Source organism: Ruegeria sp. BHSA191, assembly GCF_059613325.1.
Genome location: NZ_JBXWSH010000006.1, coordinates 122,631 through 148,121, shown reverse-complemented (window position 1 = coordinate 148,121; position 25,491 = coordinate 122,631). Strand labels below are relative to the sequence as shown.

Annotated in this window: 26 protein-coding genes; 21 read left to right on the top strand and 5 right to left on the bottom strand. The window is 63.3% G+C overall.

Features of this window, described 5'->3' with window-relative positions; translation table 11 throughout:
• Position 1: 1 nt before the first annotated feature.
• The 4 genes from cobU to AC2FNS_RS08860 all read left to right on the top strand — a co-directional run bounded on the left by cobU (position 2) and on the right by AC2FNS_RS08860 (position 3,614).
• The gene (gene cobU, locus AC2FNS_RS08875) at positions 2 to 523 is read left to right on the top strand and encodes a bifunctional adenosylcobinamide kinase/adenosylcobinamide-phosphate guanylyltransferase (protein ID WP_496712959.1); all 522 of its coding nucleotides are present in this window, start codon (positions 2 to 4) and stop codon (positions 521 to 523) included.
• The gene (locus AC2FNS_RS08870; protein WP_496712957.1) at positions 520 to 1,098 is read left to right on the top strand and encodes a histidine phosphatase family protein; all 579 of its coding nucleotides are present in this window, start codon (positions 520 to 522) and stop codon (positions 1,096 to 1,098) included. The genes cobU and AC2FNS_RS08870 overlap by 4 nt, the downstream gene beginning before the upstream one ends.
• A 58-nt stretch (positions 1,099 to 1,156) precedes the next feature.
• Positions 1,157 to 2,035, top strand: coding sequence for a glutathione S-transferase (locus AC2FNS_RS08865; RefSeq protein WP_496712955.1), 879 nt, complete (start codon positions 1,157 to 1,159; stop codon positions 2,033 to 2,035).
• A gap of 64 nt (positions 2,036 to 2,099) precedes the next feature.
• The gene (locus AC2FNS_RS08860) at positions 2,100 to 3,614 is read left to right on the top strand and encodes a YifB family Mg chelatase-like AAA ATPase (RefSeq protein ID WP_496712953.1); all 1,515 of its coding nucleotides are present in this window, start codon (positions 2,100 to 2,102) and stop codon (positions 3,612 to 3,614) included.
• Here AC2FNS_RS08860 and gshB read toward each other — a convergent pair.
• From gshB to rsmI, 3 genes are all read right to left on the bottom strand, one after another.
• Complete coding sequence (gene gshB, locus AC2FNS_RS08855; RefSeq protein WP_496712951.1) at positions 3,611 to 4,543, bottom strand: glutathione synthase; 933 nt, start codon at positions 4,541 to 4,543, stop codon at positions 3,611 to 3,613. The two genes, AC2FNS_RS08860 and gshB, sit on opposite strands and share 4 nt — an antisense overlap.
• Positions 4,544 to 4,604: 61 nt before the next feature.
• Positions 4,605 to 4,976 carry a YraN family protein gene (locus AC2FNS_RS08850; protein ID WP_496688114.1) on the bottom strand — a complete coding sequence of 124 codons (372 nt, stop codon included), beginning with the start codon at positions 4,974 to 4,976 and terminating at the stop codon, positions 4,605 to 4,607.
• A gap of 1 nt (position 4,977) precedes the next feature.
• Positions 4,978 to 5,835 carry a 16S rRNA (cytidine(1402)-2'-O)-methyltransferase gene (gene rsmI / locus AC2FNS_RS08845; RefSeq protein ID WP_496712949.1) on the bottom strand — a complete coding sequence of 286 codons (858 nt, stop codon included), beginning with the start codon at positions 5,833 to 5,835 and terminating at the stop codon, positions 4,978 to 4,980.
• Between the two features lie 88 nt (positions 5,836 to 5,923).
• On the opposite strand from rsmI, the gene AC2FNS_RS08840 reads away from it, so the two are divergent.
• From AC2FNS_RS08840 to murJ, 3 genes are read left to right on the top strand one after another with little or no spacing between them, the layout of a single operon-like run.
• Positions 5,924 to 7,084, top strand: coding sequence for a penicillin-binding protein activator (locus AC2FNS_RS08840; protein WP_496712947.1), 1,161 nt, complete (start codon positions 5,924 to 5,926; stop codon positions 7,082 to 7,084).
• Entirely contained in the window at positions 7,044 to 9,863 is a 2,820-nt protein-coding gene (locus AC2FNS_RS08835) for a [protein-PII] uridylyltransferase (protein ID WP_496803820.1), read from the top strand. The genes AC2FNS_RS08840 and AC2FNS_RS08835 overlap by 41 nt, the downstream gene beginning before the upstream one ends.
• Complete coding sequence (gene murJ, locus AC2FNS_RS08830) at positions 9,860 to 11,401, top strand: murein biosynthesis integral membrane protein MurJ (protein ID WP_496712943.1); 1,542 nt, start codon at positions 9,860 to 9,862, stop codon at positions 11,399 to 11,401. The genes AC2FNS_RS08835 and murJ overlap by 4 nt, the downstream gene beginning before the upstream one ends.
• Before the next feature lie 3 nt (positions 11,402 to 11,404).
• On the opposite strand, the gene AC2FNS_RS08825 is transcribed toward murJ, so the two are convergent.
• The gene (locus tag AC2FNS_RS08825) at positions 11,405 to 12,091 is read right to left on the bottom strand and encodes a rhomboid family intramembrane serine protease (RefSeq protein WP_496712941.1); all 687 of its coding nucleotides are present in this window, start codon (positions 12,089 to 12,091) and stop codon (positions 11,405 to 11,407) included.
• An 86-nt stretch (positions 12,092 to 12,177) separates the two neighbouring features.
• On the opposite strand from AC2FNS_RS08825, the gene trpS reads away from it, so the two are divergent.
• Entirely contained in the window at positions 12,178 to 13,206 is a 1,029-nt protein-coding gene (trpS, locus tag AC2FNS_RS08820; protein ID WP_490359977.1) for a tryptophan--tRNA ligase, read from the top strand.
• A gap of 58 nt (positions 13,207 to 13,264) precedes the next feature.
• On the opposite strand, the gene AC2FNS_RS08815 is transcribed toward trpS, so the two are convergent.
• Positions 13,265 to 14,314, bottom strand: coding sequence for a Glu/Leu/Phe/Val family dehydrogenase (locus tag AC2FNS_RS08815; RefSeq protein WP_496712939.1), 1,050 nt, complete (start codon positions 14,312 to 14,314; stop codon positions 13,265 to 13,267).
• A gap of 129 nt (positions 14,315 to 14,443) precedes the next feature.
• Here AC2FNS_RS08815 and AC2FNS_RS08810 point away from each other — a divergent pair, with 129 nt between their 5' ends.
• The 13 genes from AC2FNS_RS08810 to AC2FNS_RS08750 all read left to right on the top strand — a co-directional run bounded on the left by AC2FNS_RS08810 (position 14,444) and on the right by AC2FNS_RS08750 (position 25,489).
• On the top strand, positions 14,444 to 14,905 hold the full coding sequence (locus AC2FNS_RS08810; RefSeq protein WP_496682099.1) for an Lrp/AsnC family transcriptional regulator: 462 nt from the start codon (positions 14,444 to 14,446) through the stop codon (positions 14,903 to 14,905).
• A 58-nt stretch (positions 14,906 to 14,963) separates the two neighbouring features.
• Positions 14,964 to 15,827: a branched-chain amino acid aminotransferase gene (locus AC2FNS_RS08805; RefSeq protein WP_496712937.1), complete on the top strand. Its 864-nt coding sequence runs from the start codon at positions 14,964 to 14,966 to the stop codon at positions 15,825 to 15,827.
• A 67-nt stretch (positions 15,828 to 15,894) separates the two neighbouring features.
• A complete protein-coding gene (locus AC2FNS_RS08800) occupies positions 15,895 to 16,350 on the top strand; it encodes a universal stress protein (RefSeq protein ID WP_496712935.1) in 456 nt (151 codons plus the stop codon).
• Entirely contained in the window at positions 16,350 to 16,943 is a 594-nt protein-coding gene (locus tag AC2FNS_RS08795; protein ID WP_496682103.1) for a 2-hydroxychromene-2-carboxylate isomerase, read from the top strand. Before AC2FNS_RS08800 ends, AC2FNS_RS08795 begins: the two co-directional genes overlap by 1 nt.
• Before the next feature lie 69 nt (positions 16,944 to 17,012).
• Positions 17,013 to 17,576, top strand: coding sequence for a NifU family protein (locus AC2FNS_RS08790; protein ID WP_496682105.1), 564 nt, complete (start codon positions 17,013 to 17,015; stop codon positions 17,574 to 17,576).
• On the top strand, positions 17,566 to 18,156 hold the full coding sequence (gene tsaB, locus AC2FNS_RS08785) for a tRNA (adenosine(37)-N6)-threonylcarbamoyltransferase complex dimerization subunit type 1 TsaB (protein ID WP_496712933.1): 591 nt from the start codon (positions 17,566 to 17,568) through the stop codon (positions 18,154 to 18,156). Before AC2FNS_RS08790 ends, tsaB begins: the two co-directional genes overlap by 11 nt.
• Positions 18,153 to 18,566 carry a GNAT family N-acetyltransferase gene (locus tag AC2FNS_RS08780; protein ID WP_496796744.1) on the top strand — a complete coding sequence of 138 codons (414 nt, stop codon included), beginning with the start codon at positions 18,153 to 18,155 and terminating at the stop codon, positions 18,564 to 18,566. Before tsaB ends, AC2FNS_RS08780 begins: the two co-directional genes overlap by 4 nt.
• A 159-nt stretch (positions 18,567 to 18,725) precedes the next feature.
• Complete coding sequence (locus tag AC2FNS_RS08775) at positions 18,726 to 19,724, top strand: BMP family lipoprotein (RefSeq protein WP_496682109.1); 999 nt, start codon at positions 18,726 to 18,728, stop codon at positions 19,722 to 19,724.
• A 113-nt stretch (positions 19,725 to 19,837) separates the two neighbouring features.
• Positions 19,838 to 21,367 carry an ABC transporter ATP-binding protein gene (locus AC2FNS_RS08770; protein WP_496682111.1) on the top strand — a complete coding sequence of 510 codons (1,530 nt, stop codon included), beginning with the start codon at positions 19,838 to 19,840 and terminating at the stop codon, positions 21,365 to 21,367.
• Between the two features lies 1 nt (position 21,368).
• Complete coding sequence (locus tag AC2FNS_RS08765; RefSeq protein ID WP_496682113.1) at positions 21,369 to 22,463, top strand: ABC transporter permease; 1,095 nt, start codon at positions 21,369 to 21,371, stop codon at positions 22,461 to 22,463.
• On the top strand, positions 22,463 to 23,431 hold the full coding sequence (locus AC2FNS_RS08760; protein ID WP_496712929.1) for an ABC transporter permease: 969 nt from the start codon (positions 22,463 to 22,465) through the stop codon (positions 23,429 to 23,431). Before AC2FNS_RS08765 ends, AC2FNS_RS08760 begins: the two co-directional genes overlap by 1 nt.
• Before the next feature lie 87 nt (positions 23,432 to 23,518).
• Complete coding sequence (locus AC2FNS_RS08755; protein ID WP_496712927.1) at positions 23,519 to 24,439, top strand: sulfite exporter TauE/SafE family protein; 921 nt, start codon at positions 23,519 to 23,521, stop codon at positions 24,437 to 24,439.
• Between the two features lie 129 nt (positions 24,440 to 24,568).
• Positions 24,569 to 25,489 (top strand): sulfite exporter TauE/SafE family protein, encoded by a 921-nt coding sequence (locus tag AC2FNS_RS08750; RefSeq protein WP_496682119.1) that lies wholly within the window; start codon positions 24,569 to 24,571, stop codon positions 25,487 to 25,489.
• The last annotated feature ends 2 nt before the right edge of the window (positions 25,490 to 25,491 follow it).

Here is a 25,491-nt window from a genome sequence, read left to right as displayed (position 1 = left end):
AATGCATCCCGATTTAACCTTTGTGCTGGGTGGCGCGGCGTCGGGAAAATCTGCATTTGCCGAGCAACTCTCTGTTTCAACAGGAAAAAACCGCGTCTACCTGGCAACATCACAAGTGTTTGATGATGAGATGCGCCTAAAAATCAGGCGCCATGTGGACCAAAGAGGCGACGGCTGGCACACGATCGAAGCCCCGATGGACCTGCGTATTGCCTTGGCAGGGCTGAGCCCGGATCAGGTCTGTCTGATCGATTGCGCCACGATGTGGCTCAGCAATCACTTGCTTGCCGACAGCGATCTTGAACGGGAACAGGCCGCCCTTTTGGCCGCGCTACGGAACTGCCCCGCGCAGGTCGTGATGGTCTCGAACGAGGTGGGACACGGTATCGTTCCTGACAATGCGCTGGCCCGCAAATTCCGCGAGGCGCAGGGGCGGCTGAACATTGCCCTCGCCGCCCAAGCCGATCTGGTGGTTCAGGTCATCGCGGGACTACCGCAGGTCTTGAAAGGCCAGTTGCCGTGACCCGGTTGCATTTGGTCCGCCACGGCCCGACCCATGCCAAGACGATGGTGGGCTGGTCCGATATTCCCGCCGACCTGAGCGACCACGCGGCCCTCACGCGCCTGCACGACCACCTGCCGCGGGATGCGCTGGTCATTTCCTCGGACCTGTCGCGCGCTGCGGATACGGCCACGGCAATTCAAGGCACGCGCCGCCGCCTGCCGCACCACCCCGATCTGCGCGAGATCCATTTCGGCACTTGGGAAATGCGCACCTTTCCCGAGATCGAGGCAGAAGACCCCGAACTGGCCTTTGCCTATTGGGACAGCCCAGGCGACGTGCGTCCGCCCAACGGCGAAAGCTGGAACGCGGTCCGCGCGCGGGTCGACGCGGCGATCGACGGTTTGATCGCTAAGCATACAGGCGCCAATCTGGTCATCGTGGCTCATTTCGGCGTGATCCTGACCCAGGTACAGCGTGCCTTGGATCTGGACGCGCAACAGACCTTCGCCCATCGCATCGACAACCTGTCGGTGACCGAGTTGGCGTTTGACGGCAAAACCTGGTCGGTCGGCCGGATCAATCATCTTCCGTGAATACAACGTACACAAATCAGCGTTTTACCGATGTCAGGCGTTCGGCCATCCTTGGGCCATGACATATGACCTTTTTATCGGGGACCGCTTGTTTTCAAGCTGGTCCATGCGCGGATGGCTGATGCTGGAAAAATTCGGCCTGCCCTACGCGACCCACATGATCGGCCTGTATTCGGGCACGATGGCCCGGGACATGCAGCCGCTGGCCCCGGCCCGTCTGGTCCCTGCGCTGCGCCTGCCCGACGGCACGGTGGTCGGCGAAAGCCTCGCCATCGCCGAGACGCTGGCCGAACGCCATCCCGATGCCCAGCTTTGGCCGCAAGACGCCGCAGCCCGCGCAACCGCCCGTTGGCTTTGTGCCGAGATGGTCGCCGGGTTCCATGCCCTGCGGTCGGCCTGCCCCATGCAACTCAAACACCGCTGGAAAGGGTTCGAGCCGTCCGGCGAAACCCGCGCCGATCTGACCCGGATCGAGACCCTGTGGGCGCATGCGCGCAAAATTTCGGGCATGGAGTCCGGCCCGTTGTTCGGCAGCTATTCGCTGGCCGATGTGTTCTATACGCCGGTCGCGGCCAGGATCATCGGCTACGGTCTGCGCGTATCCGCGCAGAACCACGACTATTGCATGGAGTTGTTGTCGGACCCGGCGGTTCGACAATGGCGCGCGATGGGTCTAACGGTCGACTACGACCCGTTCCCCTATGACCAGCCGCTCGACGCCGAGCCTTGGCCGATCGGCGAGGCCTCGACAGCCCGCGCAGTTGAGGCGGGGCCGTCGGTCAATGACCTCTGCCCCTATTCCGGCGAACCGGTGACCGCATTTCTCGAACTGGACAGCAAACGGTGGGGCTTCTGCAACACTTTCTGCCGCGACAAAACCGTGGCCGACCCCGGAGCGTGGCCGAAATTCACGCATATGATCCGGCAAGCGATGTGACCGTTAACCATTCCTAAACCGGCGCCATGGCAGCAAGGCCCTGTTAACCACGAACAGGATCGCCATGGTCGCCCGCGCTCATACCGTTGCTTTTCAGGGGGTCGAGGCCCGCCCGGTCGAGGTGCAATGCGCCGTATCCCCCGGGCTGCCCGCCTTTTCAATCGTCGGCCTGCCGGACAAGGCCGTGTCCGAGGCCCGCGAACGCGTGCGCAGTGCGCTCAGTGCAATGGCCATTGCGCTGCCATCCAAACGCATCACGATCAACCTGTCGCCCGCCGACCTGCCCAAGGAAGGCAGCCATTTCGACCTGCCGATCGCGCTGGCCCTGCTCTGTGCCATCGACATCCTGCCCGCCGACGCCGCCGAAGGCACCATGGCTCTGGGCGAGCTTTCGCTGGACGGCTCATTGGTACCCGTGGCCGGCGCCCTGCCCGCCGCGATGACCGCCGCGGTCGAGGGCCGCACGCTGCTGTGTCCGCGCGCGTCAGGTGCCGAGGCGGCCTGGGTCGACGCAACCCAGGTGATCGGGGCCGCGTCCCTGGGCGACGTCGTGCGCCATTTTACGGGTCAGTCGCCCCTGTCGGTCGCCGAACCCGGCGAGGTCAGGTTGGAGCCCTCGACCCGCGATCTGCGCGACGTCAAAGGGCAGGAACGGGCAAAACGCGCGCTGGAAATCGCGGCAGCCGGCCGTCACCACATGATCATGATCGGCACGCCGGGATCGGGCAAATCCATGCTGGCTGCCCGCTTGCCCGGCATACTGCCGCCGCTGACGCCCACCGAGGCGCTGGAGACCTCGATGATCCAATCGCTGTGCGGTATGCTGGACGAGGGCGGCATCAGCAGGACCCGCCCGTTCCGCGAGCCGCATCACACGGCATCGATGGCGGCGATCGTAGGCGGCGGAAAAGGCGCGAAACCCGGCGAGATTTCCCTGGCCCACAACGGCGTCCTGTTCATGGACGAGTTCCCCGAGTTTCCGCGTACGGTTCTGGAAACCCTACGCCAGCCCATCGAGACCGGCGAGGTCATGGTCGCCCGCGCCAACGCCCATGTGAAATACCCCTGCCGGTTCATGTTGGTGGCGGCAGCGAACCCCTGTAAATGCGGATATCTCAGCGACCCGTCCCGCGCCTGCTCGCGCGCACCCGTCTGCGGCGAGGACTATCTGGGCCGCATCTCGGGGCCGCTGATGGACCGGTTCGATCTGCGGATCGAGGTGCCGCCCGTGGGCTTTACCGACCTTGACCTGCCGCCATCCGGAGACAGCTCGGCCACCGTTGCCACGAGGGTGCAGCAGGCGCGCGTTGTTCAGGCCCGGCGCTTTCAGGACACGCCCGGCATTCTCCAGAACGCCGATATCGAGGGCAATCTGCTGGAAGAGGTCGCCGCTCCAGACGCCGAGGGCAAGGACCTGCTGGTCAAGGCGGCCGAACGGTTCGGCCTGTCGGCGCGGGCCTACCACCGTATTCTGCGTGTGGCCCGCACCATTGCGGATCTCGAGGGCGCGCCCGATGTGCGTCGCCCCCATGTGGCCGAGGCGCTGAGCTATAGGATCAGCGCCCGAGTTGCGGCTTAGACCTTGGCCTCAATCGCCTGCCAGATCTTTTCGGCAATATTGGTTCCGTTGAACCGCTCCAATTCCTGGATTCCTGTGGGCGAAGTCACGTTGATTTCGGTCAGATAGTCGCCGATCACGTCGATGCCTACGAAGATCTGGCCCTTTTCCTTCAGCAGCGGTCCGATGGCCGCGCAAATCTCAAGATCACGGTCGGTCAGGCCAATCTTTTCGGGGCGGCCGCCCACATGCATGTTCGACCGCGTCTCACCCTCGGCTGGAACGCGGTTGATCGCGCCGACCGGTTCGCCATCTACCAGGATCACCCGCTTGTCGCCGTTGCGCACATCCGGCAGGAATTTCTGAACGATCAGCGGCTCTCGCGAGAAACCGGTGAACAACTCGTGCAACGAGGTCAGGTTGCGGTCATCCGCATCGAGGCGGAACACGCCGGCCCCACCATTGCCATAGAGCGGCTTGAGGATGATGTCGCCGTGCTTTTCCTTGAACGCCTTGATGGTCCGCAGATCGCGGGCGATCGTGGTTGGCGGAGTCAGGTCAGGGAAATCCAGAACCAGCAGTTTTTCCGGGTAGTTGCGCACCCAGAACGGATCATTCACAACCAGCGTCTGCCCGCGCAGCCGATCCAGCAGATGGGTCGAGGTGATATAATGCATGTCGAACGGCGGGTCCTGCCGCAGCCAGACGACATCGAAATCCGCAAGGTCAACCTCGCGTTCAGGCCCCAGAACCGCCGGCTGGTCAGCAACCCGCTGCACCGTCGTGTCGTGACCGCGGGCGGTGATGCGCCCCTCTTGATAGGCCAGTTGATCGGGTCCGTAGTAAAACAGCTGGTGGCCGCGGGCCTGGGCTTCTTCGGCCAGCCGGAACGAGCTGTCGGCATTGATGTCCACGGCCCCGATCGGGTCCATCTGAAAGGCGATTTTCATGGCGTGTCCCTCGTGTTCACGCCAGATACATGGCCCAGCGGGGACGGGTGTTCAATGGCGATCAGCCCTGACCAAAGGCGTTTTCGACGATTTGCACTGCGCCCGTTGCATCTACCAGAGCCGCATCGAACCGGACATTGGTCAGCTGTCCGCCCGGTTCCTGCGCCAAATACTGCGCCGCCGAGGCATATATCCGGTCGATCTGGCGCTTGCTGATCCGTGCGGCGGCGCTGTCAAAGGTTTGGCTTTTCTTGACCTCGACGAACACAAGGCCCTGCGCATGCCGGACGATCAGGTCGATCTCGCCCCCCGCGCCGCGCCAACGCCTGTGACAGACCTCGAACCCTCGTCTTTCGTAGTCGGCAGCGACGCTGTGCTCGGCCGCTTGCCCGGCGTGATAGGAAACCGAGCCCTGGACCGACCGTCGCGCCATATCATCCCTTTCCCAGTTGCAGAGCCTTTTGGTAAATCGGCCGCCTTGGCAAATCATACATCTTGGACACCAGATCTGCCGCATCCCGCACCGAGTGCGTTTCCAGAGCCTGTCGCAGCGCCTCTTCTACATCCGAATCGTTAACGGCTTGTGAATGGGCGCGCTCCACCAGCAAGACGATCTCGCCCTTCACGGTGGCATCTCGATACTGCTCGGACAGCTCTACCAAGCTACCCCGCCGGACTTCCTCGAACTTTTTGGTCAGTTCACGACAGACCGCGGCCTGTCGCTCGTCGCCCAAGACTTGCGCCAGATCCGACAGGCATGCCCCCAAACGCTTGGGGGATTCGTAGAATACCAGCGTTCCGGGAATGTCGCGCAGCGCCTCGATCCGTGTTCGGCGGGCGCCTGACGCATTCGGCAGGAAACCGGCGAAAAAGAAGGCGTCCGTCGGCAGGCCCGCCAGGGTCAGCGCCGTCACTACAGCTGACGCACCGGGCGCGCAGGTCACGGTGAATCCGGCCTCGGCCGCCTGCTTACCCAGGTCGTAACCCGGATCGGCGATCAGCGGCATCCCCGCCTCGGAGGCGTAGGCCACCGACTTGCCCTGGGCCAGTTCGGCCATGATCCGCTCGCGCGCGCCCGTGCCGCTGTGATCGTGATAGGACAGAATGCGCCGCCCTTCGAGCGGCACGCCGTGAATCTCCATCAGTTTGCGCAGGCTTCGTGTGTCTTCCGCGGCGATCACATCCGCCGAGGCCAGAACATCCAACGCCCTCAGCGTGATGTCGCGCGCCGTTCCGATCGGTGTGGCAACGAAATACAGCCCCCCCGCCAATCTAACCTTTTGGAAATTCAATGCTGGACCCTCGCAGCGTGACGTTTATTATCGCGGCGGCACCAAACAGCAGCGTCCCGTGCCGCCGGATCAGGGAGTTTTCATCGAGATGTCCACCGTTTGCAACCCCGTTCGCAAGATCGCGAAAATCGCCATCGGCATTGCCACTGCTGCGTTTCTGGCCGCCTGCGAGCCGGGCGCGACCGGCCGGGGCCCCTCGATCGATACCTCCGAGCCGGTTCCCGTTGCGCTGCTGGTGCCTCAGTCCAGCGATCCGTCGCTGGCCCAAAGCCTCGAGAACGCCGCGCGTCTGGCGATGGCGGATCTTCAGAACGCCCGGATCGACCTGCGGGTCTATGACACGGCCGGAAATCCGAACACCGCGACCGCGTCGGCGCAGCAGGCGGTGGCCGACGGCGCCAAGGTCATTCTGGGGCCCGTCTATGCCCAGGCCGCCAATGCGGCGGGGCTGGCAGTGCTGAGCAAGAACGTGAACGTGCTTTCGTTTTCGAACAACACCAGCATCGCGGGCGGCAATGTCTTCGTGCTGGGGCCGACCTTCGACAACACGGCCCGCCGGCTGATCAATTTCGCAGGCCGGCAGGGCAAATCGAAAATGGTTGTCGTCTACAGCAACGACGCCGCCGGGCAGTTGGGACGCGCCGCGATCGCCAACGCCCTTAGTGGCAGCCGAGTCGCCAATGCCGGCGAGGTCGGCTTTGACCGGTCTCAGCAGGGCGTGATCGACGCGGTTCCGGCGATCAAGGCCACGGTGGATCAGACCGGAGCGGATTCGATGTTCCTGACCGCCACGACCGCCGGCGCGCTGCCGTTGTTCACCCAATTGCTGCCAGAGGCCGGCGTGTCCCCCGCCCTGGTGCAATATATCGGCCTGACACGGTGGGACATCCCGGCGCAGACTCTGGAGTTGCCCGGGGTCCAGGGCGGATGGTTCGCCCTGCCCGATCCGGCCAAGGCCCAAGCCTATCGGCAGCGCTACAACACGACCTATGGCGAGGCCCCGCACCCGATCAGTGGGTTGGCCTATGACGGTATCGCAGCCATCGGCGCCTTGGCCAGCCAGGGCAATTCGAACGCCCTGTCAGCGGCCGCGTTGACGCAGAACGCCGGGTTCCAGGGGGTGGGCGGCATCTTCCGTCTACGACCGGACGGCACCAACGAACGCGGTCTGGCGGTTGCCACGATCCAGAACAAACAGGTGGTTGTGATTGACCCTGCCCCACAAAGCTTCTCCGGCGCCGGTTTCTGAACCGCTTGCGCTGGCTCTGCAGCCCAGCGGCCCGCTGATCTGTGACGCCTCTGAGATTTTCGACAGCGATGCGATCGGCGCCCGGTTGTCAGCGGCCCTTATGGATACCTCTGACACGGCGGCGGCCCGCGCTGCGGTGGTGCGCGTGTTGCGCGACGCGCAAAAGGCCGGGCGTCAGGCCATTGCCGAAGCGTTCACCGCCCGCCCTTTCGACGCCCGTCCATTGACCCGGTCCTACACCTATCTGACCGACGGGCTGGTCTGCACCGCGTTGCAGGTGGCCAGCACCCGGCTGCATCCGCTGGCGAATCCGACCCAGGGTGAAAAGATCGCCGTGATGGCGGTCGGCGGGTATGGGCGTGGGGAAATGGCACCGTTCTCGGATGTCGATCTGCTGTTCCTGACGCCCTACAAGATCACCGCTTGGGCCGAAAGCGTGATCGAATCCATGCTGTACATGCTGTGGGATCTGCAGCTGAAGGTCGGTCATTCGTCGCGCACGATTCGCGACTGCCTGCGCCTGGGCGAGGATGATTTCACGATCCGGACCGCGATGCTGGAGCACCGGTTTCTGGGCGGCGACGCGGCCCTGGCCGCCGAGCTCGAACAGCGGCTGAAATCTGACCTGTTCAAGGGCTCGGAACGCGAATTCATCGAGGCCAAGCTGCACGAACGGGACGCGCGCCACCTCAAACAGGGCGAGCGCTACGTGGTCGAGCCCAACGTGAAAGAAGGCAAGGGCGGGCTGCGCGACCTGCAGTCGCTGTACTGGATCGCCAAATATATCTACGGCGTGCAAGATGTGGCCGAGCTGGTGCCTCTCGGTCTGTTTACCGCCGACGAACTCAGAACTTTCTCCCAAGCTGAAGAATTCCTGTGGGCGGTGCGCTCCCACCTGCATCTGGTTACCGGGCGGGCGACCGAGAAATTGACCTTTGATCTTCAGGTCGAAGTTGCCGAGCGTATGGGATACGAGGACCGCGCGGGACGTCGTGGGGTCGAAATCTTTATGCAGCGCTACTTCCGCGAGGCCACCCGAGTCGGTGAGTTGACACGGATTTTTTTGACGAAGCTCGAAGCGGCCCACATGAAGAGCGCGCCCCTGCTGGAACGTATCTTCAGCCGCAAACCGCGGGTCAAGCCGGGGTACAAGGTGGTGCACGGGCGTCTGGACGTGGCCGACCCCGACAGCTTCCTGTCCGACAAGCTGAACCTGCTGCGCCTGTTCGAAGAGGGCCTGCGCACCGGTATGCTGATCCACCCCGATGCCATGCGGCTGGTCACCGCCAACCTGCACCTGATCGACGATGACATGCGTAACGACAAAGAGGCGCGGCGCATCTTTCTGGATCTGATGCTAAAACACGGCAATCCCGAACGCGCGCTGCGCCGCATGAACGAACTGGGCGTTCTTTCGGCCTTCATCCCCGAATTCGAGCCCATCGTGGCGATGATGCAGTTCAACATGTACCACAGCTACACCGTTGACGAACACACGATCCAGTGCATCACAAACCTGGCGCAGATCGAACGCGGCGAGTTGGTCGAGGCGCTGCCCTTGGCCTCGTCGATCCTGAAGGGCGGCGTGAACCGTCGGGTGCTGTATGTCGCGCTGTTGCTGCATGACATCGGCAAGGGCCGCCCCGAGGATCATTCGATTCTGGGGGCCCGGATCGCCCGCACGGTGGCGCCGCGGCTGGGGCTAAACAAGAAGGAATGCGAAACCGTCGAGTGGCTGGTGCGCTATCACCTGCTGATGTCGGACATGGCGCAGAAGCGCGACATTTCCGACCCGCGCACGGTCCGCGACTTCGCCAAAGCGGTGAAAACCGTCAAACGGCTGGACCTGCTGACTGTTCTGACGGCCTGCGACATCCGCGGGGTGGGGCCCGATACCTGGAACAACTGGAAGGCCACCTTGCTGCGCGCGCTGCACGCCGAAACCAAGCGGGCGCTGAAAACCGGGATGGAGGATCTCAACCGCGCCAACCGGGGCGCCGAGGCCAAGAAGGCGCTGCGCGAGGCGCTGGCGGGCTGGTCCAAGGCCGATCTCAAGACCGAGACCGCGCGGCACTATGACCCGTATTGGCAGGGTCTGAACCTCGAAACCCATGTCGAGTTCGCCGAAATGCTGCGAGCGCTGGAACACGGCGGCGACCCGGGCGCCATGGAAATCCGTCTGCACCCCGACGAGGACCGCGACGCTACCCGTGCCTGTTTCGCCATGGCCGACCATCCCGGCATCTTTGCCCGCATCGCCGGGGCGCTGGCGCTGGCGGGGGCCAACGTCGTGGATGCGCGCAGCTACACCACCAAGGACGGTTATGTCACCGATGCCTTCTGGATCCAGGATTCCGAAGGTCACCCCTTTGACACGGCCCGCTTGCCACGCCTGACCCAGATAATACACAAGACATTGAAGGGCGAAGTGGTCGCCCGCGACGCGCTCAAGTCTCGCGACAAGATCAAGAAGCGGGAAAAGGCGTTCAATGTTCCGACCCACATCACCTTCGACAACGAAGGTTCGGAAATCTACACCATCATCGAGGTCGATACCCGCGACCGCCCCGGCCTGCTGTACGATCTGGCCCGAACTCTTGCAGCGGCCAATGTCTATATCGCCAACGCGGTGATCGCGACCTATGGCGAGCAGGTGGTGGACACGTTCTATGTCAAGGACATGTTCGGGCTGAAATACCATTCCGAGTCCAAGCAGCGCACGCTCGAGGCCAAGTTGCGCAGCGCCATCGCCGAAGGCGCCGAGCGGGCGGCCTCATGAAGCAGATCCGCCTGTTTTCGGGCCTGTTCACGGTCGGGTTCTGGACCCTGGCCAGCCGCATTCTGGGATTTGCGCGCGAAATCCTTCTGACCGCGCTGATCGGCCCGGGGCCCGTGATGGACGCCTTTGTTGCGGCCTTCCGCCTGCCCAACATGTTCCGCCGATTCTTCGCCGAGGGCGCTTTCAACGCGGCCTTCGTTCCGATGTTTTCGAAACGGCTGGAAGGCGGCGAGGACGCGCAAGGGTTTGCGCAGGATGCGTTCAACCTGCTGGCAACGGCCGTTCTGGCGCTGGTCGGGCTGGCCATGGTCTTCATGCCGGGGCTGGTCTGGCTGACGGCCGAGGGGTTTTATGGCGACGAACGTTTCGATCTGGCGGTCGGTTACGGATATGTCGTCTTTCCCTACATCCTGTTCATGTCTCTGGCCGCGCTGTTTTCCGGGGTTCTCAATGCCACCGGTCGCTTCGCCGCCGCTGCTGCGGCTCCGGTCCTGCTGAACATCTTCGCCTGCACGGCACTCATCGTAGGCGCGGTAACCGGGGGCGAGGTCATCCGTTGGCTCATTGCCGTCATACCCATTGCCGGGGTCGCTCAACTGGCGTTGGTATGGGTCGCCACCGAACGCGCCGGAATTCGCATCCGGTTCGGCCGACCGAAGCTCAGCCCTGACATGCGCAAGATGGTTCGGATCGCGGTACCAGCCGCCCTTGCGATGGGGGTGACTCAGGTCAATCTGGTCGTAGGGCAGTTGGTCGCGTCAAAGACCGAAAATGCCGTCAGTTGGCTGTTCGCTGCAGACCGTCTGTATCAGCTGCCGCTGGGCGTGGTCGGCATCGCCGTGGGCATCGTGCTGTTACCCGACCTGTCGCGTCGTCTGCGCGCGGGTGACGGCGATGGTGCGCGCAACGCTTTTTCCCGCGCCGGAGAATTCACCCTCTTGTTGACTATTCCGGCAACCGTGGCCTTTGTGCTCGTCCCGGTCCCGCTGGTTTCGGTCCTGTTCCAACGCGGCCAGTTCACCCCCGAAGACACGGCTGCCACCGCACTGGCCGTGGCGGTCTATGGCGTCGGCCTGCCGGCCTTCATGCTGCAAAAGCTGCTGCAACCGCTGTTCTTCGCGCGCGAGGATACCCGTTCGCCCTTCCGGTATGCCATGGTGGCGATGGTCATCAACGCCGTTCTGGCTTTTGGGCTGTACCCGATCGTCGGCTGGATCGCCCCAGCCATTGCGGCCTCGGCCGCCGGGTGGGGCATGGTGGCGCTGTTGGCACTGGGTGCCCGGCGCATGGGCGACGAGGCCCGTTTCGACGACAGGTTCAAGCGCCGCGCGCCCAGAATATTGGTCGCTTCAATAGGAATGGGTGTGGCGCTGGTCGTGGCAATGCAGATGTTCGGCTGGGCATTCGACATTCCGGGTTGGCGGTATCTGGCGTTACTGGCCCTGATCATGGTCGCCGCAGTGTCTTACTTCCTTCTGGGCCACCTGCTGGGTGCGTTCCGCCTGTCCGAGTTCCGGTCCGCCCTGCGAAGGTCCTGACCGTCAATCCCGCCGGATACGCCCTACCAGCCGCGCCCATCCTCCCGGTGCCACGAAAAACGACAGCGCGAACCCGGTCGCGAACCCACCCAGATCGGCAACCCAATCCGAGGTGCCGCCGAAGATCAGGCCGAACAGCAGTTGGATGCCCATCAGCACCGCGATCAACTGGAATGCCCGTGCCTGGTTCTCTCCGACCAGCGACAGCCTGCGCCATAGCAGCCAGGTGAACGCGCCGATCAGGCCATAGACCGGCGGGAAGCCCCCGACCAGCGGATAGCGCGGGTCCAGCAGCACCGCATAGGCCAGCGCCCCGCCCACGCCGGACAGCACAAAGATCACCAGCATCGCAAAACCGCCAAACACCTCGCCCACCATCTTGCCCATCGCCAAAACAAAGACGCAGACAAAAAGCGCCTGGGTAAAACTGCCTGACACGAAGGGGTAGGTGAAGAACCGGATCACATGCTCGACCGGCCAACGCCCGTTCATCACCATCCAGTCGAAGATGTCGGCCGAGAAGGAATAGCGCTGGATCGCCTCCAGCCGCCAGCCTACCGCGCCGGGTCCGCCGACCAGGCCGCGCGTGCCGAGGGTGAAGGCCAGTTCGATCCCCATGATGAACAAGACCAGCGCCACCACCACGGGTGGCAGGGGGTTCACGGGGGGTGTGTAGTGCTCGCTGCTCATTGGGCGGGCCTTTCGCGGCTGTTGACGTCCCTTTGCCTCATGGGTAAGCGACGGAGGCTTATTTTTCCAGACGGGAGTTCCCTTCCATGACCGAGACCAAGTTCACGCCGCGCGTGTTTTCCGGCATTCAGCCCTCGGGAAACCTGCATCTTGGCAACTACCTTGGTGCGCTCAAGCGTTTTGTGGACATGCAGGGGCCGGAGATGGAGACCGTGTACTGCATGGTCGATCTTCACGCGATCACCGTCTGGCAGGACCCCAAGGAACTGGCGCATTCCACGCGCGAGCTGTGCGCGGGCTTCATCGCCGCAGGCATCGACCCGGAACAGTCGATCCTGTTCAACCAGTCCCAGGTGCCCGAGCACGCGCAACTGGCCTGGATCTTCAACTGTGTCGCGCGCATGGGCTGGATGCAGCGCATGACCCAGTGGAAGGACAAGGCTGGCAAAAACCAGCAGAACGCCTCGCTGGGTCTGTTCGCCTATCCCTCGCTGATGGCCGCTGACATTCTGGTCTATCACGCGACCCATGTGCCGGTGGGCGACGACCAGAAACAGCACCTTGAACTGACCCGCGACATCGCCATCAAGTTCAACCACGACTATGGCGTCGATTTCTTCCCGATCACCGAGCCGGTGATCGAGGGCGCGGCGACGCGCGTGATGAGCCTGCGCGACGGGGCCAAGAAGATGTCCAAGTCGGATCCGTCCGACATGAGCCGGATCAACATGACCGACGATGCCGACACCATCGCCAAGAAGATCCGCAAGGCCAAGACCGACCCCGACGCCCTGCCCTCGGACGTGGACGGGCTGGAAGGCCGCCCCGAGGCGCGCAACTTGGTCAACATCTATGCCGCGCTCAGCGATCAGACGGTCGAGCAGGTTTTGGCCGAGGTCGGTGGCAAGCAGTTTGGTGAATTCAAGCCGATGCTGGCCGATCTTGCAGTCGCAAAGCTGTCGCCGATCTCGACCGAGATGGCGCGGCTGATGGGCGATCAGGCCGAGATCGACAGGATCCTGGACCGTGGCGCGGAACGGGCGCGGGAGATCGCGGCTCCGATCCTCAGCCGCACCTACGAGATCGTGGGGATGGTGGGCGCCGGCCGCGCCTGAGAACCAGATGGAAACAGCAACGCCGCCCCGGATCCGGGGCGGCGTTTTTCGTTGCAGATCAGGCAGCCTGCGGGTGAAGTTTTTCCTCGACGATGGATTCAGCCACCACATGGGGGCTGACGCCATCCACCTTGGCGCGGGTCAGGATGCGGTCCATCGTCCGCTCCAACGCCTCGAGCCGCTGACCGACCCAAGCTTCGCGGTCCTTGATCTTCAGGATTTCGGTCGCCACGTTCACGATCCCGCCGCCATTGGCCACGAAATCCGGGGCGTAAAGGATGCCGCGGTCATGCAGTCGCTGCGCGTCGACATCGGTTGCCAGCTGGTTGTTGGCCCCTCCGGCCACTGCGCCGACCTTCAGCAGCGGAATGCTGGTTTCGTTCAGGATGCCGCCGATCGCGCAGGGCGCGAAAATATCCGCCTCGGCTGCATAGACCGCATCGGGCGCGACGGCCTGCGCCGCGAACCGGTCCGCCAGCCGGGCAGTCTGGCCCGCATCGATGTCGGTAATCACCAGTTTCGCCCCTGCGTCATTCAGCAGCGCACACAGGTGTTCGCCCACATGGCCCAGCCCTTGCACCGAGACGGTCTTGCCGCTCAGGTCGTCGGACCCGAACCGATGCCGCGCAGTCACGCGGATGGCGTTGAAGATCCCGCGGGCGGTGATGGGCGACGGGTCGCCGCTGGCGAACGGGCCATCGGGCAGACCGGCGACATATTCGGTTTCGGTGCCGATCTGGGCCATGTCGGCCGGGGTCATCCCCATGTCCTCGGCCGTCCAGTACCGGCCACCAAGGCTTTGCACAACGCGCCCGAAGGCCTGCAACAGCCGGGGCGTCTTGTCCGCGCTCGGGTCGCCGATGATAACGGCCTTGCCCCCGCCCAGCGGCAGATCGGCCGCGGCGTTCTTGTAGGTCATGCCCCGCGACAGGCGCAGCGCATCGTCCAGCGCCTCGGACGGGTGGCCATAGGTGCGCATCCGCACGCCACCCGCTGCCGGCCCCAATTGCGTGGAGTGGATCGCCACAAAGCCCGAAAGCCCGCTGGCGGCATCTTTGAATTCGACCACACGCTCGTGATCTGGCGCGTCAATCGTAGTTATTTCCATTTTGCTCCTCCGGAAAGACAGATGGAGTCTGCCACATCCGACCGAGCGATTTTCGCCAATACATGCTGGTCAACACATTTCTCTTGGCGATAATGATAAACTGAACCGACAACTTTAGGGATTTTCTCCATGGACCAGATCGACCGCAAGATCGTGCGCGCGCTGCAGCAGGACGGGCGCATGACCGTTCTGGACCTGGCCGAAAAGGTGGGCCTGTCGCCCACACCGTGCGCGCGACGCCTGGAGCGCCTGCGTCGCGATGGGGTGATCACCGGATATTCGGCGCAGGTCGACCCCGAGAAGTTGGGCTTTGGCGTCACGATTTTCGTGTCTGTCGAACTGGAGAAACAGGACCGCAACGCCATCGACGCCTTCGAACGCGCCATCCTGCGCTGTGACGAGGTGATGGAGTGTTACCTCATGACCGGCTCGCGCGACATCCTGCTGCGCGTCGTGGCGCGTGACCTGACCGCCTTCGACGCGTTTCTGGAGAACCGGCTGATGCAGATTCCGGGCATCCGCAACCTACGCTCCAACTTCGCCCTGCGCGCGATGGTCAAGCGCGACGTGTTGCCATCGTCGGCCGGATAATCTGCTGGACCTCGGGCGCGCGCGCTCCTACGGTTCGGCGGAATTGACGGAGGGCACAATGGCAGTCGGCAAGAATATCCGCACCTATTTCGATGGAACATGGCACGATGGCGATGCCCCGATCATGCGGGCCGCGGACCACGGGGCCTGGCTGGGATCATCGGTGTTTGACGGCGCGCGCTATTTTGACGGAATGGCGCCCGATCTGGCGGCGCATTGCGACCGGGTGAATCGCTCGGCCGAGGCGCTGATGCTGACCCCAACGGTGTCAACGGAACGGATGGTCGAGCTGGTCCAGGAAGGGCTGGCGACCTATCCCAAGGATGCCGCGGTGTACATCCGCCCAATGTACTGGGGCATCGACGGCGACGCGACCGCGATCGTGCCGCAGGCCGGAAGTACCGGGTTCGCGATCTGCCTGGAAGAGATCCCGATGGCCCCCGAAACCGCTTCGGCCACCCTGACCACCACGCGGTTCCGCCGGCCGGTCCTGGAAAACGCCGTGGTCAACGCCAAGGCCGGGTGCCTGTATCCCAACAACGCGCGCATGCTGACCGAGGCCCGCTCCAAGGGGTTTTCCAACGCGCTGGTGGCCGATGCCCTTGGCAACGTGGCCGAAACTGCAACCGCCAACATCTTCATGGTCAGGGATGGCGAGGTCTTTACCCCCATTCCCAACGGCACCTTCCTTGCCGGCATCACCCGCGCGCGGCACATCGACAACCTGCGCCGCGACGGGGTGACGGTGCATGAAACGGTGCTGTCCTTCGACGATTTCCGTGCGGCGGACGAGGTGTTCATGTCCGGCAACATGAACAAGGTCACGCCGGTGACGGCCCTTGACGACACCCAGTACCAAGTCGGCCCCGTCACGCGCCGGGTGCGATCCTTGTACTGGGACTGGGCCGCAAGCGCCCGTTAGTCGGCCCGACCGAGTTGCCAGACTGCGAAGGCTGGGGCATGATCGCCAAAATCTTGAGAGGACAGTCATGCGCAAGTTCCTTGTAGTTCTGGATGACAGCCGCGAATGCCTGAATGCCATGCGCTTTGCTGCCATGCGGGCGGCGCATACGGGCGGCGGCGTGACCATCCTGTCGGTCATTCCGCCGGATGAGTTCAATCACTGGATCGGCGTGTCCGAAATGATGCGCGAAGAGGCCCGCGAACGCATCCACGCCCATTTCGAGGTGTTCGCGAAATGGATGCGCGACAAGCAGGGGATCGAACCCGAACTGGCGATCCGAGAAGGCGAGCCGGTGGCCCAGATCATCGAACATATCCGCTCGGACCCGGAAATCGGGGTTCTGGTTCTGGGGGCCGGCACGGGCAAGAAGGGGCCCGGGCCGCTGGTCACACAACTGACCCGCAACGCCGGCGGCTTGCCGATTCCGATCACCATCGTGCCGGGCGACCTGAGCAAAGAGAAGCTCGAAGAGATCACTTGATGCCCGCCACCCTGCACTTCTGGTTCGATTTCGCCTCGACCTATTCTTACCTAAGCGCCATGCGCGTAGAACGGGAGGCGGCGCGGCGCGGGGTGCGCGTGGAATGGCAGCCATTTCTGCTGGGTCCCATTTTTGCCGAACAGGGCTGGACCACCTCGCCTTTCAACATCTACCCGACCAAAGGCCGGTACATGTGGCGCGACATGGAGCGGCTGTGCGCCTTGCGCGGCCTGCCGCTGACCCGTCCGGACCCGTTTCCGCAGAACAGCTTGAAAGCGGCGCGCCTGGCGCTGGCGCTTCCAGACTCCGGCCCACGGGCCGCGTTCGCGCGGGCCGTCTTCTCGGCCGAATTCGGAGATGGCCGCAACATATCCGACGACACAGTCCTGCAGGATGCGCTGTCCCAGGCAGGCGCCGCACCCGAGATGCTGGACCAGCTGTCAGATCCGGCCATCAAGGCCGCCCTGTTCGAACAGGTCGACCGCGCCAAGGCATTGGGCCTGTTCGGCGCGCCCAGCTTCGTGGCCGGCTCGGACCTGTTCTGGGGTGACGACCGCCTGGACATGGCGATCGAGCATGCAGCCCTGGATTAGAATCGTTCCAAATCTTGACTTCCCCGCGCCCGGCGCGCATATCAGACGCAAGCGATACGGAGCGCCGCCATGTTCATCCAGACCGAATCCACGCCGAACCCGGCAACTCTGAAATTCCTGCCCGGCCAGACCGTGCTCGAGGCGGGCACCGCGGATTTCCCGACGGCCGAGGCCGCCGAAAACTCGCCGCTGGCCAAACGCATCTTTGCGGTAAAGGGCGTAACGGGTGTGTTCTTCGGCAACGACTTCGTGACCGTCACCAAGGATGACGACGTTCAGTGGGACCACATCAAACCCGCGATCCTAGGCGCGGTGATGGAGCATTACCAATCCGGCCAGCCGGTCATGGGGGCTGGGGCGGATGCGGCCTCGGGTCATGCGGAACACACCGGCGAAGATTCTGAAATCGTCAATCAAATCAAGGAGCTGCTCGACAGCCGCGTCCGCCCCGCCGTGGCGCAGGACGGCGGCGACATAACCTTCCACGGATTTGATCGCGGTGTTGTCTACCTGCACATGCAGGGGGCCTGCGCTGGCTGTCCGTCTTCGACCCTGACTCTGAAGATGGGGATCGAGAACCTGCTGCGCCATTACATTCCCGAAGTGACCGAGGTTCGCCCCGTTGCCGTCTAAGCCCAAGGTTCTGGCCTTTGACACATCGGCCGCGCATTGCGCGGCCGCTTTGATTTGCGGCCCGGACATCATCGCCAGCCGTGCCGAACCCATGGCCCGCGGTCAGGCCGAGCGATTGATGCCCTTGCTGCAGGACATCCTGACCGAGGCCGGGCTGGACTGGTCCGGGCTGGACGCGATCGGCGTCGGAACCGGGCCAGGAAACTTCACCGGCATCCGCATCTCGGTCTCGGCCGCGCGTGGTCTGGCGCTGGGCCTGAACAAACCCGCAGTCGGGGTGTCGGGCCTCGAAGCCCTGGCCGCGCTGGCCCCTTCGGGCCACATTCCGGCCATCCCCGCCCCGCGGGACCAGGTCTATTTGCAGAAGCCGGGAGCCGCACCGCAAGTTCTGCCTCGGGATCAGGCAGAATCACTGGGGCCGCTGTTTACCAACGACGACCCGGAGCAGCTGGCCTGCGCGATCGCGCGCATCGCAGCGCAACGCCGGACCCTGCCGCAAACACCGCCCGCGCCGTTGTATCTGCGCCCGGCCGATGCCGCGCCGTCGCGCGACGCGCCGCCGGTCCTACTGGATCCATGACGCCACAGGAGATGGCCGAAACCCATGCCGCGGCCTTTACCCAGTCGCGCCCCTGGACCGCGTCGGAGTTTGCCGATCTGACTGCAGGCCGTTTCACGCATGTGCTCGGAAACAAATCTGCCTTTGCCCTATTCCAGGTCATTGGCGACGAGGCCGAGCTGCTGACCATTGCAACCCATCCCGACCGCCAGAGGCAGGGACTGGCGCGGGCGCTCATGCAGGGCTGGCAGACGCGCGCCAGCGCTCTGGGCGCGTGCCGCGCCGTTCTGGACGTCGCGGCCGACAACATTCCGGCCATTGCACTCTATCAAAGTTGCGGTTATGCGCCCTGCGGTCTGCGCCGGGCCTATTACAGGCGTCCCGGGGCGAACAATGTCGATGCAATTGTGATGGAGCGCACGCTGCCCTGACGAAAGCCGAGCGATTCCGAGACCAATTGGTCAAAAAGCGGTTGACCATGTCAGTTTCAGACGGCCTTAATTGCCGCTATCACAGCAGTTCTGCTCGCTCTGAGCGGGGCTGGGCGTAAGACCCGGTCCCGAAGTCATAATAAACAACGGGAGTATATGATGACCCTGATGAAATCCTTGATGGGCGCAGCCGCCGCCTTTGCACTGACGGCAGGCGCAGCCATCGCCGAACCGGCAATCATCTTCGATCTTGGCGGCAAGTTCGACAAATCGTTCAACGAAGCGGCCTATAACGGCGCCAAGCGCTGGGCCGACCAGACCGGCAAATCCTTCCGTGAAATCGAGCTGCAGTCGGAAGCGCAGCGCGAACAGGCCTTGCGCCGTTTTGCCGAAGCTGGTTCCAACCCGATCATCACCATGGGCTTTGCCATGGCCGATCCGCTGGCCGCTGTCGCGCCCGATTACCCGGACACCAAGTTCGTCGCTGTTGACGTAACCTGGCTGGACGCACCCAATATCCGCCAGATCGGCTTTGCCGAGCATGAGGGTTCGTACCTGGTCGGCATCCTGGCGGCCATGGCCTCGAAAAACGGCACCGTTGGCTTCATCGGCGGTATGGATATCCCGCTGATCCGTCATTTCGGGTGCGGCTACGCCCAGGGCGCCAAATCGGTGAACCCCGATATCAACGTCGTCGCCAACATGACCGGCACCACCCCGGCCGCATGGAACGACCCGGTGAAGGGCTCGGAGCTGACCAAAGCGCAGATCAGCCAAGGCGCTGACGTCATCTATGCCGCGGCCGGCGGCACTGGCGTGGGTGTCCTGCAGACCGCTGCAGACGAAGGCATCCTGTCGATCGGCGTAGACAGCAACCAGAACCACCTGCACCCGGGCAAGGTTCTGACCTCGATGCTCAAGCGCGTGGACGTTGCCGTGTATGACGCCATGAAAGCAGGCGAGGACGTCGAAACCGGCGTGTTCACCATGGGCCTGGCCGAAGACGGTGTGGGTGTTGCCATGGACGAGAACAACGCGCCGCTGGTGACCGACGAGATGATGGCCGCCGTTGAGAAGGCGCGCCGCGACATCATCGACGGCAATGTCACCGTCGTCAGCTACTACGAGAACGACAGCTGCCCGGCACTGCAGTTCTGATATCGCACGGGGCGGGGGAGGCCCTCCCGTCCCGCATCCACTCATGCCGCTGTTTCGCAACGACCCGATGATCGCGAGTTCAGCGCAGCTTTTTCGGCAATCGAGGACAAGACATGACAGTCCCCGCCATCGAGCTCAAAGGGATTTCCAAAGCCTTTGGGCCAGTTCAAGCGAACAAGGACATCTCGATCAGCGTCGCCCCCGGCACGATCCACGGGATCATCGGTGAAAACGGTGCGGGCAAATCCACGCTGATGAGCATTCTTTACGGCTTCTACAAGGCCGACAAAGGTGAAATCTGGATCAACGGCAAAAAGACCGACATTCCCGACAGCCAGGCCGCGATCGCCGCGGGTATCGGCATGGTCTTTCAGCATTTCAAGCTGGTTGAAAATTTCACCGTTCTGGAAAACATCGTTCTGGGCGCCGAAGATGGCGGGCTGCTGGCCCCCTCGCTGGCCAAGGCCCGCAAAGAACTGAAAGAGCTCGAGCAGGAATACGAGCTCTTCGTAGACCCCGACAAGCGCATCGACGAGATCGGCGTGGGCATGCAGCAGCGGGTTGAGATCCTCAAGGCGCTGTATCGCAAGGCGGAGATCCTGATTTTGGACGAACCCACCGGGGTGCTGACCCCGGCCGAGGCCGACCAGCTGTTTCGCATCCTCGATCGGCTGCGCGCCGAAGGGAAGACCATCATCCTGATTACCCACAAGCTGCGCGAGATCATGGAGGCCACCGATACGGTGTCGGTGATGCGCCGCGGCCAAATGACCGCCACGGTCAAGACCGCCGAGACCAACCCCGAGGAGCTGGCCGAGTTGATGGTCGGGCGCAAGGTTCTGCTGCGCGTCGACAAGGTGCCGGCCAAACCCGGCAAGCCCATTCTGGAAATCGAGAACCTGCGGGTGACGGATTCAACCGGTGTCGAGCGCGTCAAGGGCATCGACCTGACGGTTCGCGCGGGCGAGATCGTAGGCATCGCGGGCGTCGCCGGAAACGGGCAGTCCGAGCTGCTCGAGGTGTTGGGCGGAATGCGCCCCGGATCGGGGACGATCAGAATGAACGGCGTTCCTCTGGCGTTGAGCGGGCCGGGGTCGGACGGGCAAGCGCGCCGCTCCCAGGGCATCGCCCATGTGCCCGAGGACCGGCAGCGGGAAGGCTTGATCATGGATTTCCACGCCTGGGAAAACGTGGCGTTCGGCTATCACCGCGACCCGGCCTATCAGCGCGGGATCTTCATGGACAACGCCGCCCTGCGCGCCGACACCGAACGCAAGATCGAGAAATTCGACGTGCGTCCGCCGAATGGCTGGCTGTCGGCCAAGAATTTCTCGGGCGGGAACCAGCAGAAGATCGTCGTGGCGCGCGAAATCGAGCGAAACCCCGACCTGCTGCTGGTGGGTCAGCCGACCCGCGGTGTGGACATCGGGGCGATCGAGTTCATTCACAAGCAGATCGTCGCCCTGCGCGACCAAGGTAAGGCGATCCTGCTGGTCTCGGTCGAACTGGAAGAGATTTTCTCTCTGTCTGACCGGATTGCCGTGATGTTCGACGGACATATCATGGGCGAGCGCCTGCCCCATGAAACGGATGAAAAAGAACTGGGCCTGTTGATGGCCGGTGTTGCGGGGGAGGCCGCGTAACATGGACAAGATGCCAAAATGGGCCGACGTCATTCTGATCCCGCTGATCAGTCTGATCCTGGCCGCGATCCTGTCGACCCTGGTCATTCTGGCCATCGGCGAAAACCCGGTCGAGGCGGTGAACCTGATGGTCACCGGCGCGCTTGGGTCGACCTATGGCTGGGGCTACACCCTGTATTATGCCACCAACTTCATGTTCACCGGTCTGGCGGTCGCGGTGGCATTCCACGCGCGTCTGTTCAACATCGGCGGCGAAGGCCAGGCAATGTTGGGCGGACTGGGCGTCGCCATGGTTTGCCTGTATGTGCCGTGGCCGCACTGGAGCATCGCCCTGCTGGCGGCCATGGCCGCCGCGATGCTGTTCGGGGCGGCCTGGGCGGCGATTCCGGCCTATCTGCAGGCCAAGCGCGGAAGCCATATCGTGATCACCACGATCATGTTCAACTTCATCGCTGCGGCACTGCTGAACTACATGCTGGTCAACGTGATGCGGCCAGCCGGTTCGCAAGACCCGGCAACCGCCCGCTTTGCCGAGGCGGTACATCTGCCCACGCTGCACGAGATGCTGGCACCGATAGGAATCAACTTCTCCAAGGCCGCCCCGGCCAACATTTCGCTGATCGTGGCGCTGTTGGCCTGTGTCGTGGTCTGGGCGCTGATCTGGCGCACCCGTCTGGGCTATGAAATCCGGGCCTATGGGCATTCGGAGACCGGTGCGGTCTATGCCGGTATCTCGCCGGTGCGCATCACCATCGTGGCGATGCTGATCTCGGGCGCTTTGGCGGGTCTGATGGCGATCAACAACGTCATGGGCGAGGCCGAGCGGCTGGTTCTGAACTCGACCGAGGGCGCAGGCTTCATCGGCATCGCCGTGGCCCTGATGGGCCGTTCGCACCCGTTCGGCGTGTTCCTGGCGGCCATCCTGTTCGGCTTTCTGTACCAGGGCGGCGCGGAACTGGCGCTGTGGACCTCGATCCCGCGCGAACTGATCGTGGTGATCCAGGCGCTGGTGATCCTGTTCACTGGGGCGCTGGACAACATGGTGCGCATGCCGCTTGAAAAGCTGTTCCTGGCCCTGCGCAAGGAGGCGAACTAATGGACTCCTTCCTGACACTGATTCAAGTTCTGGATTCGACCGTCCGCTTGGCCACACCGCTGCTGCTGGCCTGTCTGGCAGGGCTGTATTCGGAACGCGCGGGCATTTTCGACATCGGCCTCGAGGGCAAGATGCTGATGGCTGCGTTCTTCTCGGCGGCGCTTGCGGCCGTCACCGGATCGGTCTGGCTGGGCCTGCTGGCCGGGATCGCAGCGTCGCTGGTGTTGTCGGCCCTGCACGGGCTGGCCTCGATCACCTTCCGCGGCAATCAACTGATTTCGGGCGTGGCGATCAACTTTCTGGCGGCAGGCCTGACCGTGCTGATCGCACAGGACTGGTTCCAGCAGGGCGGCCGAACGCCCTCGCTGTTCGGAGGAGGCCGGTTCGAACCGATCACATTCCCCTTTGCCGAGGCGCTGAGCGGCGTCCCGATCATCGGGCCCATCTATTCCGAACTGCTGTCGGGCCATTCGATTCTTGTATATGTGGCGTTTCTTATGGTTCCTGCCACGTGGTGGGTGCTGTTCCGCACCCGTTTTGGGCTGCGGCTGCGCGCGGTCGGGGAAAACCCCGCCGCCGTTGATACCGCAGGGGTTTCGGTGGTCGGCCTGCGCTATGCCGCCGTGGCCATCTGCGGTGTTCTGTGCGGGATCGCCGGGGCCTATCTGGCAACCGGGTTGCAGGCCGGTTTTGTCAAGGACATGACCGCCGGCCGCGGGTTTATCGCACTGGCAGCCCTGATCTTCGCCAAGTGGCGCCCATGGCACGCCATGTGGGCCTGCCTGCTGTTCGGGCTGCTGCAGGCGGTGGCGCTGCGGTTCCAGAATATCGATCTGGGAGGCATCGTGATCCCGGTGCAGGCCATGGACGCGCTGCCCTATATCCTGACGGTCGTGATCCTGGCCGGTTTCGTCGGCAAGGCCATTCCGCCGAAGGCAGGGGGCGAGCCGTACATCAAGGAGCGATAAGGCCAGTTCGGGACTGATTGGCAGTCCTGTTCGCTGCACAGCGGCATGCAGAGTTGATTTTGCATGCCGCAACCGCTCTAAAGGGGTATGCACGTCTACCTTCCCATTGCCGAAGTGTCCGTGAGCCCCTTCCTTTTGCTGGGTATCGGAATCACGGTCGGATTCCTGTCGGGAATGTTCGGCGTGGGCGGCGGTTTCCTGATAACCCCGCTGTTGTTCCTGATCGGCATTCCGTCGGCCGTCGCCGTGGCGACCTCGGCCAAGCAGGGGGTGGCATCTTCGTTTTCGGGTCTACTGGCCCATCTGAAAAGACGCACCGTCGATCTGAAGATGGGATCGGTTCTGCTGGGCGGCGGCCTGCTGGGCGCCACGATCGGAATGATCGCTTTCAACGCCCTCAAGCATCTGGGACAGGTCGATCTGGCGGTCCAGCTTTGCTATGTGGTGTTCCTGGGCCTGATCGGCAGCATGATGTTCGTTGAAAGCGTGCTTTCCATCCGTCGGGCTCGGCAGGCAGGCGGTACCGTTTCCGCGGGCCGCCGTCGGCGCGGATGGATTCATGGCATGCCGTTCAAGACCCGGTTCAGGGCCTCGAACCTTTATGTCTCGATCATCCCGCCGGTGATGGTGGGCTTTGGCGTCGGGGTCTTGTCGGCCGTCATGGGCGTGGGCGGGGGGTTCATCATGGTGCCGGCCATGATCTATATCCTGGGGATCCCGACCAAGGTCGTGATCGGGACTTCTCTGTTCCAGATCGTCTTCGTCGCCGGCTTCACGACGATGATCCATGCCTCGACCAATTTCAGCGTCGATATCATCCTTGCCCTTTTCCTGTTGATCGGAGGCGTCGTCGGCACCCAGTTCGGAACCGGTCTGGGCGCCCGCCTGAAATCCGAGCAGCTGCGCATCCTTCTGGCGGTGATGGTCATGATCGTCGCCGCCAAGGTTGGGCTGGACCTGACCATCGATCCTGTCGAACACTACAACCTGTCTGAATTTCTTGGATAGAACTTATGGTCCGGCACCGCTTCGACACTCACTCACGACCGCCCCGAGAATCCACTGGGCTTGGGCCGGCACTGTCTCCGGCCCCCGCGTTCAGCCCTGCCCCCGCAGATTCAGGAGCGTGTTGACAGCATGTATATTTACCTTCCCATTGCCGAAGTCTCCGTAAATGCCTTTCTTCTGTTGGGGCTGGGCGGAATGGTGGGCATCCTGTCGGGCATGTTCGGCGTCGGCGGAGGCTTTCTGATGACCCCGCTGCTGTTTTTCATCGGCATCCCGCCGGCCGTCGCGGTCGCCACCGAGGCCAACCAGATCGTGGCGTCGTCATTCTCGGGGGTGCTGGCGCATTTCCGACGAAAGACTGTCGATCTGAAAATGGGCTGCGTTCTGCTGGTGGGCGGCCTGTTAGGGGCCGCGCTGGGTGTCGTGGTGTTCAACTACCTCAAAAGCCTCGGCCAGGTCGATCTGCTGGTCAAGCTTTGTTACGTGGTATTCTTGGGCGTCGTCGGCGGCCTGATGTTCATCGAAAGCCTGAACGCGCTGCGCAAATCCCGCCGGGCCGGAGGGCCGGTGGCCAAACGCCGTCAGCGCGGATGGATCCATGCCCTGCCCTTCAAGATGCGGTTCCGGACCTCGGGCCTGTATATTTCGGTGATCCCGCCGGTTCTGGTGGGTCTGTGCGTCGGCGTACTGTCGGCCATCATGGGGGTCGGCGGTGGCTTCATCATGGTGCCTGCAATGATCTATCTGCTGGGCATGCCGACCAAGGTGGTCGTAGGGACATCTCTGTTTCAGATCATCTTCGTCACCGCCTTCACCACAATGTTGCATGCCACCACGAACTATACCGTGGATATCGTGCTGGCGGTGCTGCTGCTGGTCGGAGGTGTGATCGGCGCGCAAATCGGCACCGTCATCGGATCACGCATGCCCGCCGAACAGTTGCGCGTGCTGCTGGCCGCGCTTGTTCTCGCGGTCTGCGCCAAACTGGCACTGGATCTGCTTCTCCAACCGGCCGAGCTCTATTCGCTCGGCACCGACGGAGGGCACTGACG

What these genes read in the sequence shown, in the direction of transcription:
- cobU (WP_496712959.1), top strand. Translation starts at nt 2, where the DNA reads ATGCATCCCGATTTAACCTTTGTGCTGGGTGGCGCGGCGTCGGGAAAA.
- AC2FNS_RS08865 (WP_496712955.1), top strand. Translation starts at nt 1,157, where the DNA reads ATGACATATGACCTTTTTATCGGGGACCGCTTGTTTTCAAGCTGGTCC.
- AC2FNS_RS08860 (WP_496712953.1), top strand. Translation starts at nt 2,100, where the DNA reads ATGGTCGCCCGCGCTCATACCGTTGCTTTTCAGGGGGTCGAGGCCCGC.
- gshB (WP_496712951.1), bottom strand. Translation starts at nt 4,543, where the DNA reads ATGAAAATCGCCTTTCAGATGGACCCGATCGGGGCCGTGGACATCAAT.
- AC2FNS_RS08850 (WP_496688114.1), bottom strand. Translation starts at nt 4,976, where the DNA reads ATGGCGCGACGGTCGGTCCAGGGCTCGGTTTCCTATCACGCCGGGCAA.
- AC2FNS_RS08840 (WP_496712947.1), top strand. Translation starts at nt 5,924, where the DNA reads ATGTCCACCGTTTGCAACCCCGTTCGCAAGATCGCGAAAATCGCCATC.
- murJ (WP_496712943.1), top strand. Translation starts at nt 9,860, where the DNA reads ATGAAGCAGATCCGCCTGTTTTCGGGCCTGTTCACGGTCGGGTTCTGG.
- AC2FNS_RS08825 (WP_496712941.1), bottom strand. Translation starts at nt 12,091, where the DNA reads ATGAGCAGCGAGCACTACACACCCCCCGTGAACCCCCTGCCACCCGTG.
- trpS (WP_490359977.1), top strand. Translation starts at nt 12,178, where the DNA reads ATGACCGAGACCAAGTTCACGCCGCGCGTGTTTTCCGGCATTCAGCCC.
- AC2FNS_RS08815 (WP_496712939.1), bottom strand. Translation starts at nt 14,314, where the DNA reads ATGGAAATAACTACGATTGACGCGCCAGATCACGAGCGTGTGGTCGAA.
- AC2FNS_RS08810 (WP_496682099.1), top strand. Translation starts at nt 14,444, where the DNA reads ATGGACCAGATCGACCGCAAGATCGTGCGCGCGCTGCAGCAGGACGGG.
- AC2FNS_RS08805 (WP_496712937.1), top strand. Translation starts at nt 14,964, where the DNA reads ATGGCAGTCGGCAAGAATATCCGCACCTATTTCGATGGAACATGGCAC.
- AC2FNS_RS08800 (WP_496712935.1), top strand. Translation starts at nt 15,895, where the DNA reads ATGCGCAAGTTCCTTGTAGTTCTGGATGACAGCCGCGAATGCCTGAAT.
- AC2FNS_RS08795 (WP_496682103.1), top strand. Translation starts at nt 16,350, where the DNA reads ATGCCCGCCACCCTGCACTTCTGGTTCGATTTCGCCTCGACCTATTCT.
- AC2FNS_RS08790 (WP_496682105.1), top strand. Translation starts at nt 17,013, where the DNA reads ATGTTCATCCAGACCGAATCCACGCCGAACCCGGCAACTCTGAAATTC.
- AC2FNS_RS08780 (WP_496796744.1), top strand. Translation starts at nt 18,153, where the DNA reads ATGACGCCACAGGAGATGGCCGAAACCCATGCCGCGGCCTTTACCCAG.
- AC2FNS_RS08775 (WP_496682109.1), top strand. Translation starts at nt 18,726, where the DNA reads ATGACCCTGATGAAATCCTTGATGGGCGCAGCCGCCGCCTTTGCACTG.
- AC2FNS_RS08770 (WP_496682111.1), top strand. Translation starts at nt 19,838, where the DNA reads ATGACAGTCCCCGCCATCGAGCTCAAAGGGATTTCCAAAGCCTTTGGG.
- AC2FNS_RS08765 (WP_496682113.1), top strand. Translation starts at nt 21,369, where the DNA reads ATGGACAAGATGCCAAAATGGGCCGACGTCATTCTGATCCCGCTGATC.
- AC2FNS_RS08760 (WP_496712929.1), top strand. Translation starts at nt 22,463, where the DNA reads ATGGACTCCTTCCTGACACTGATTCAAGTTCTGGATTCGACCGTCCGC.
- AC2FNS_RS08755 (WP_496712927.1), top strand. Translation starts at nt 23,519, where the DNA reads ATGCACGTCTACCTTCCCATTGCCGAAGTGTCCGTGAGCCCCTTCCTT.
- AC2FNS_RS08750 (WP_496682119.1), top strand. Translation starts at nt 24,569, where the DNA reads ATGTATATTTACCTTCCCATTGCCGAAGTCTCCGTAAATGCCTTTCTT.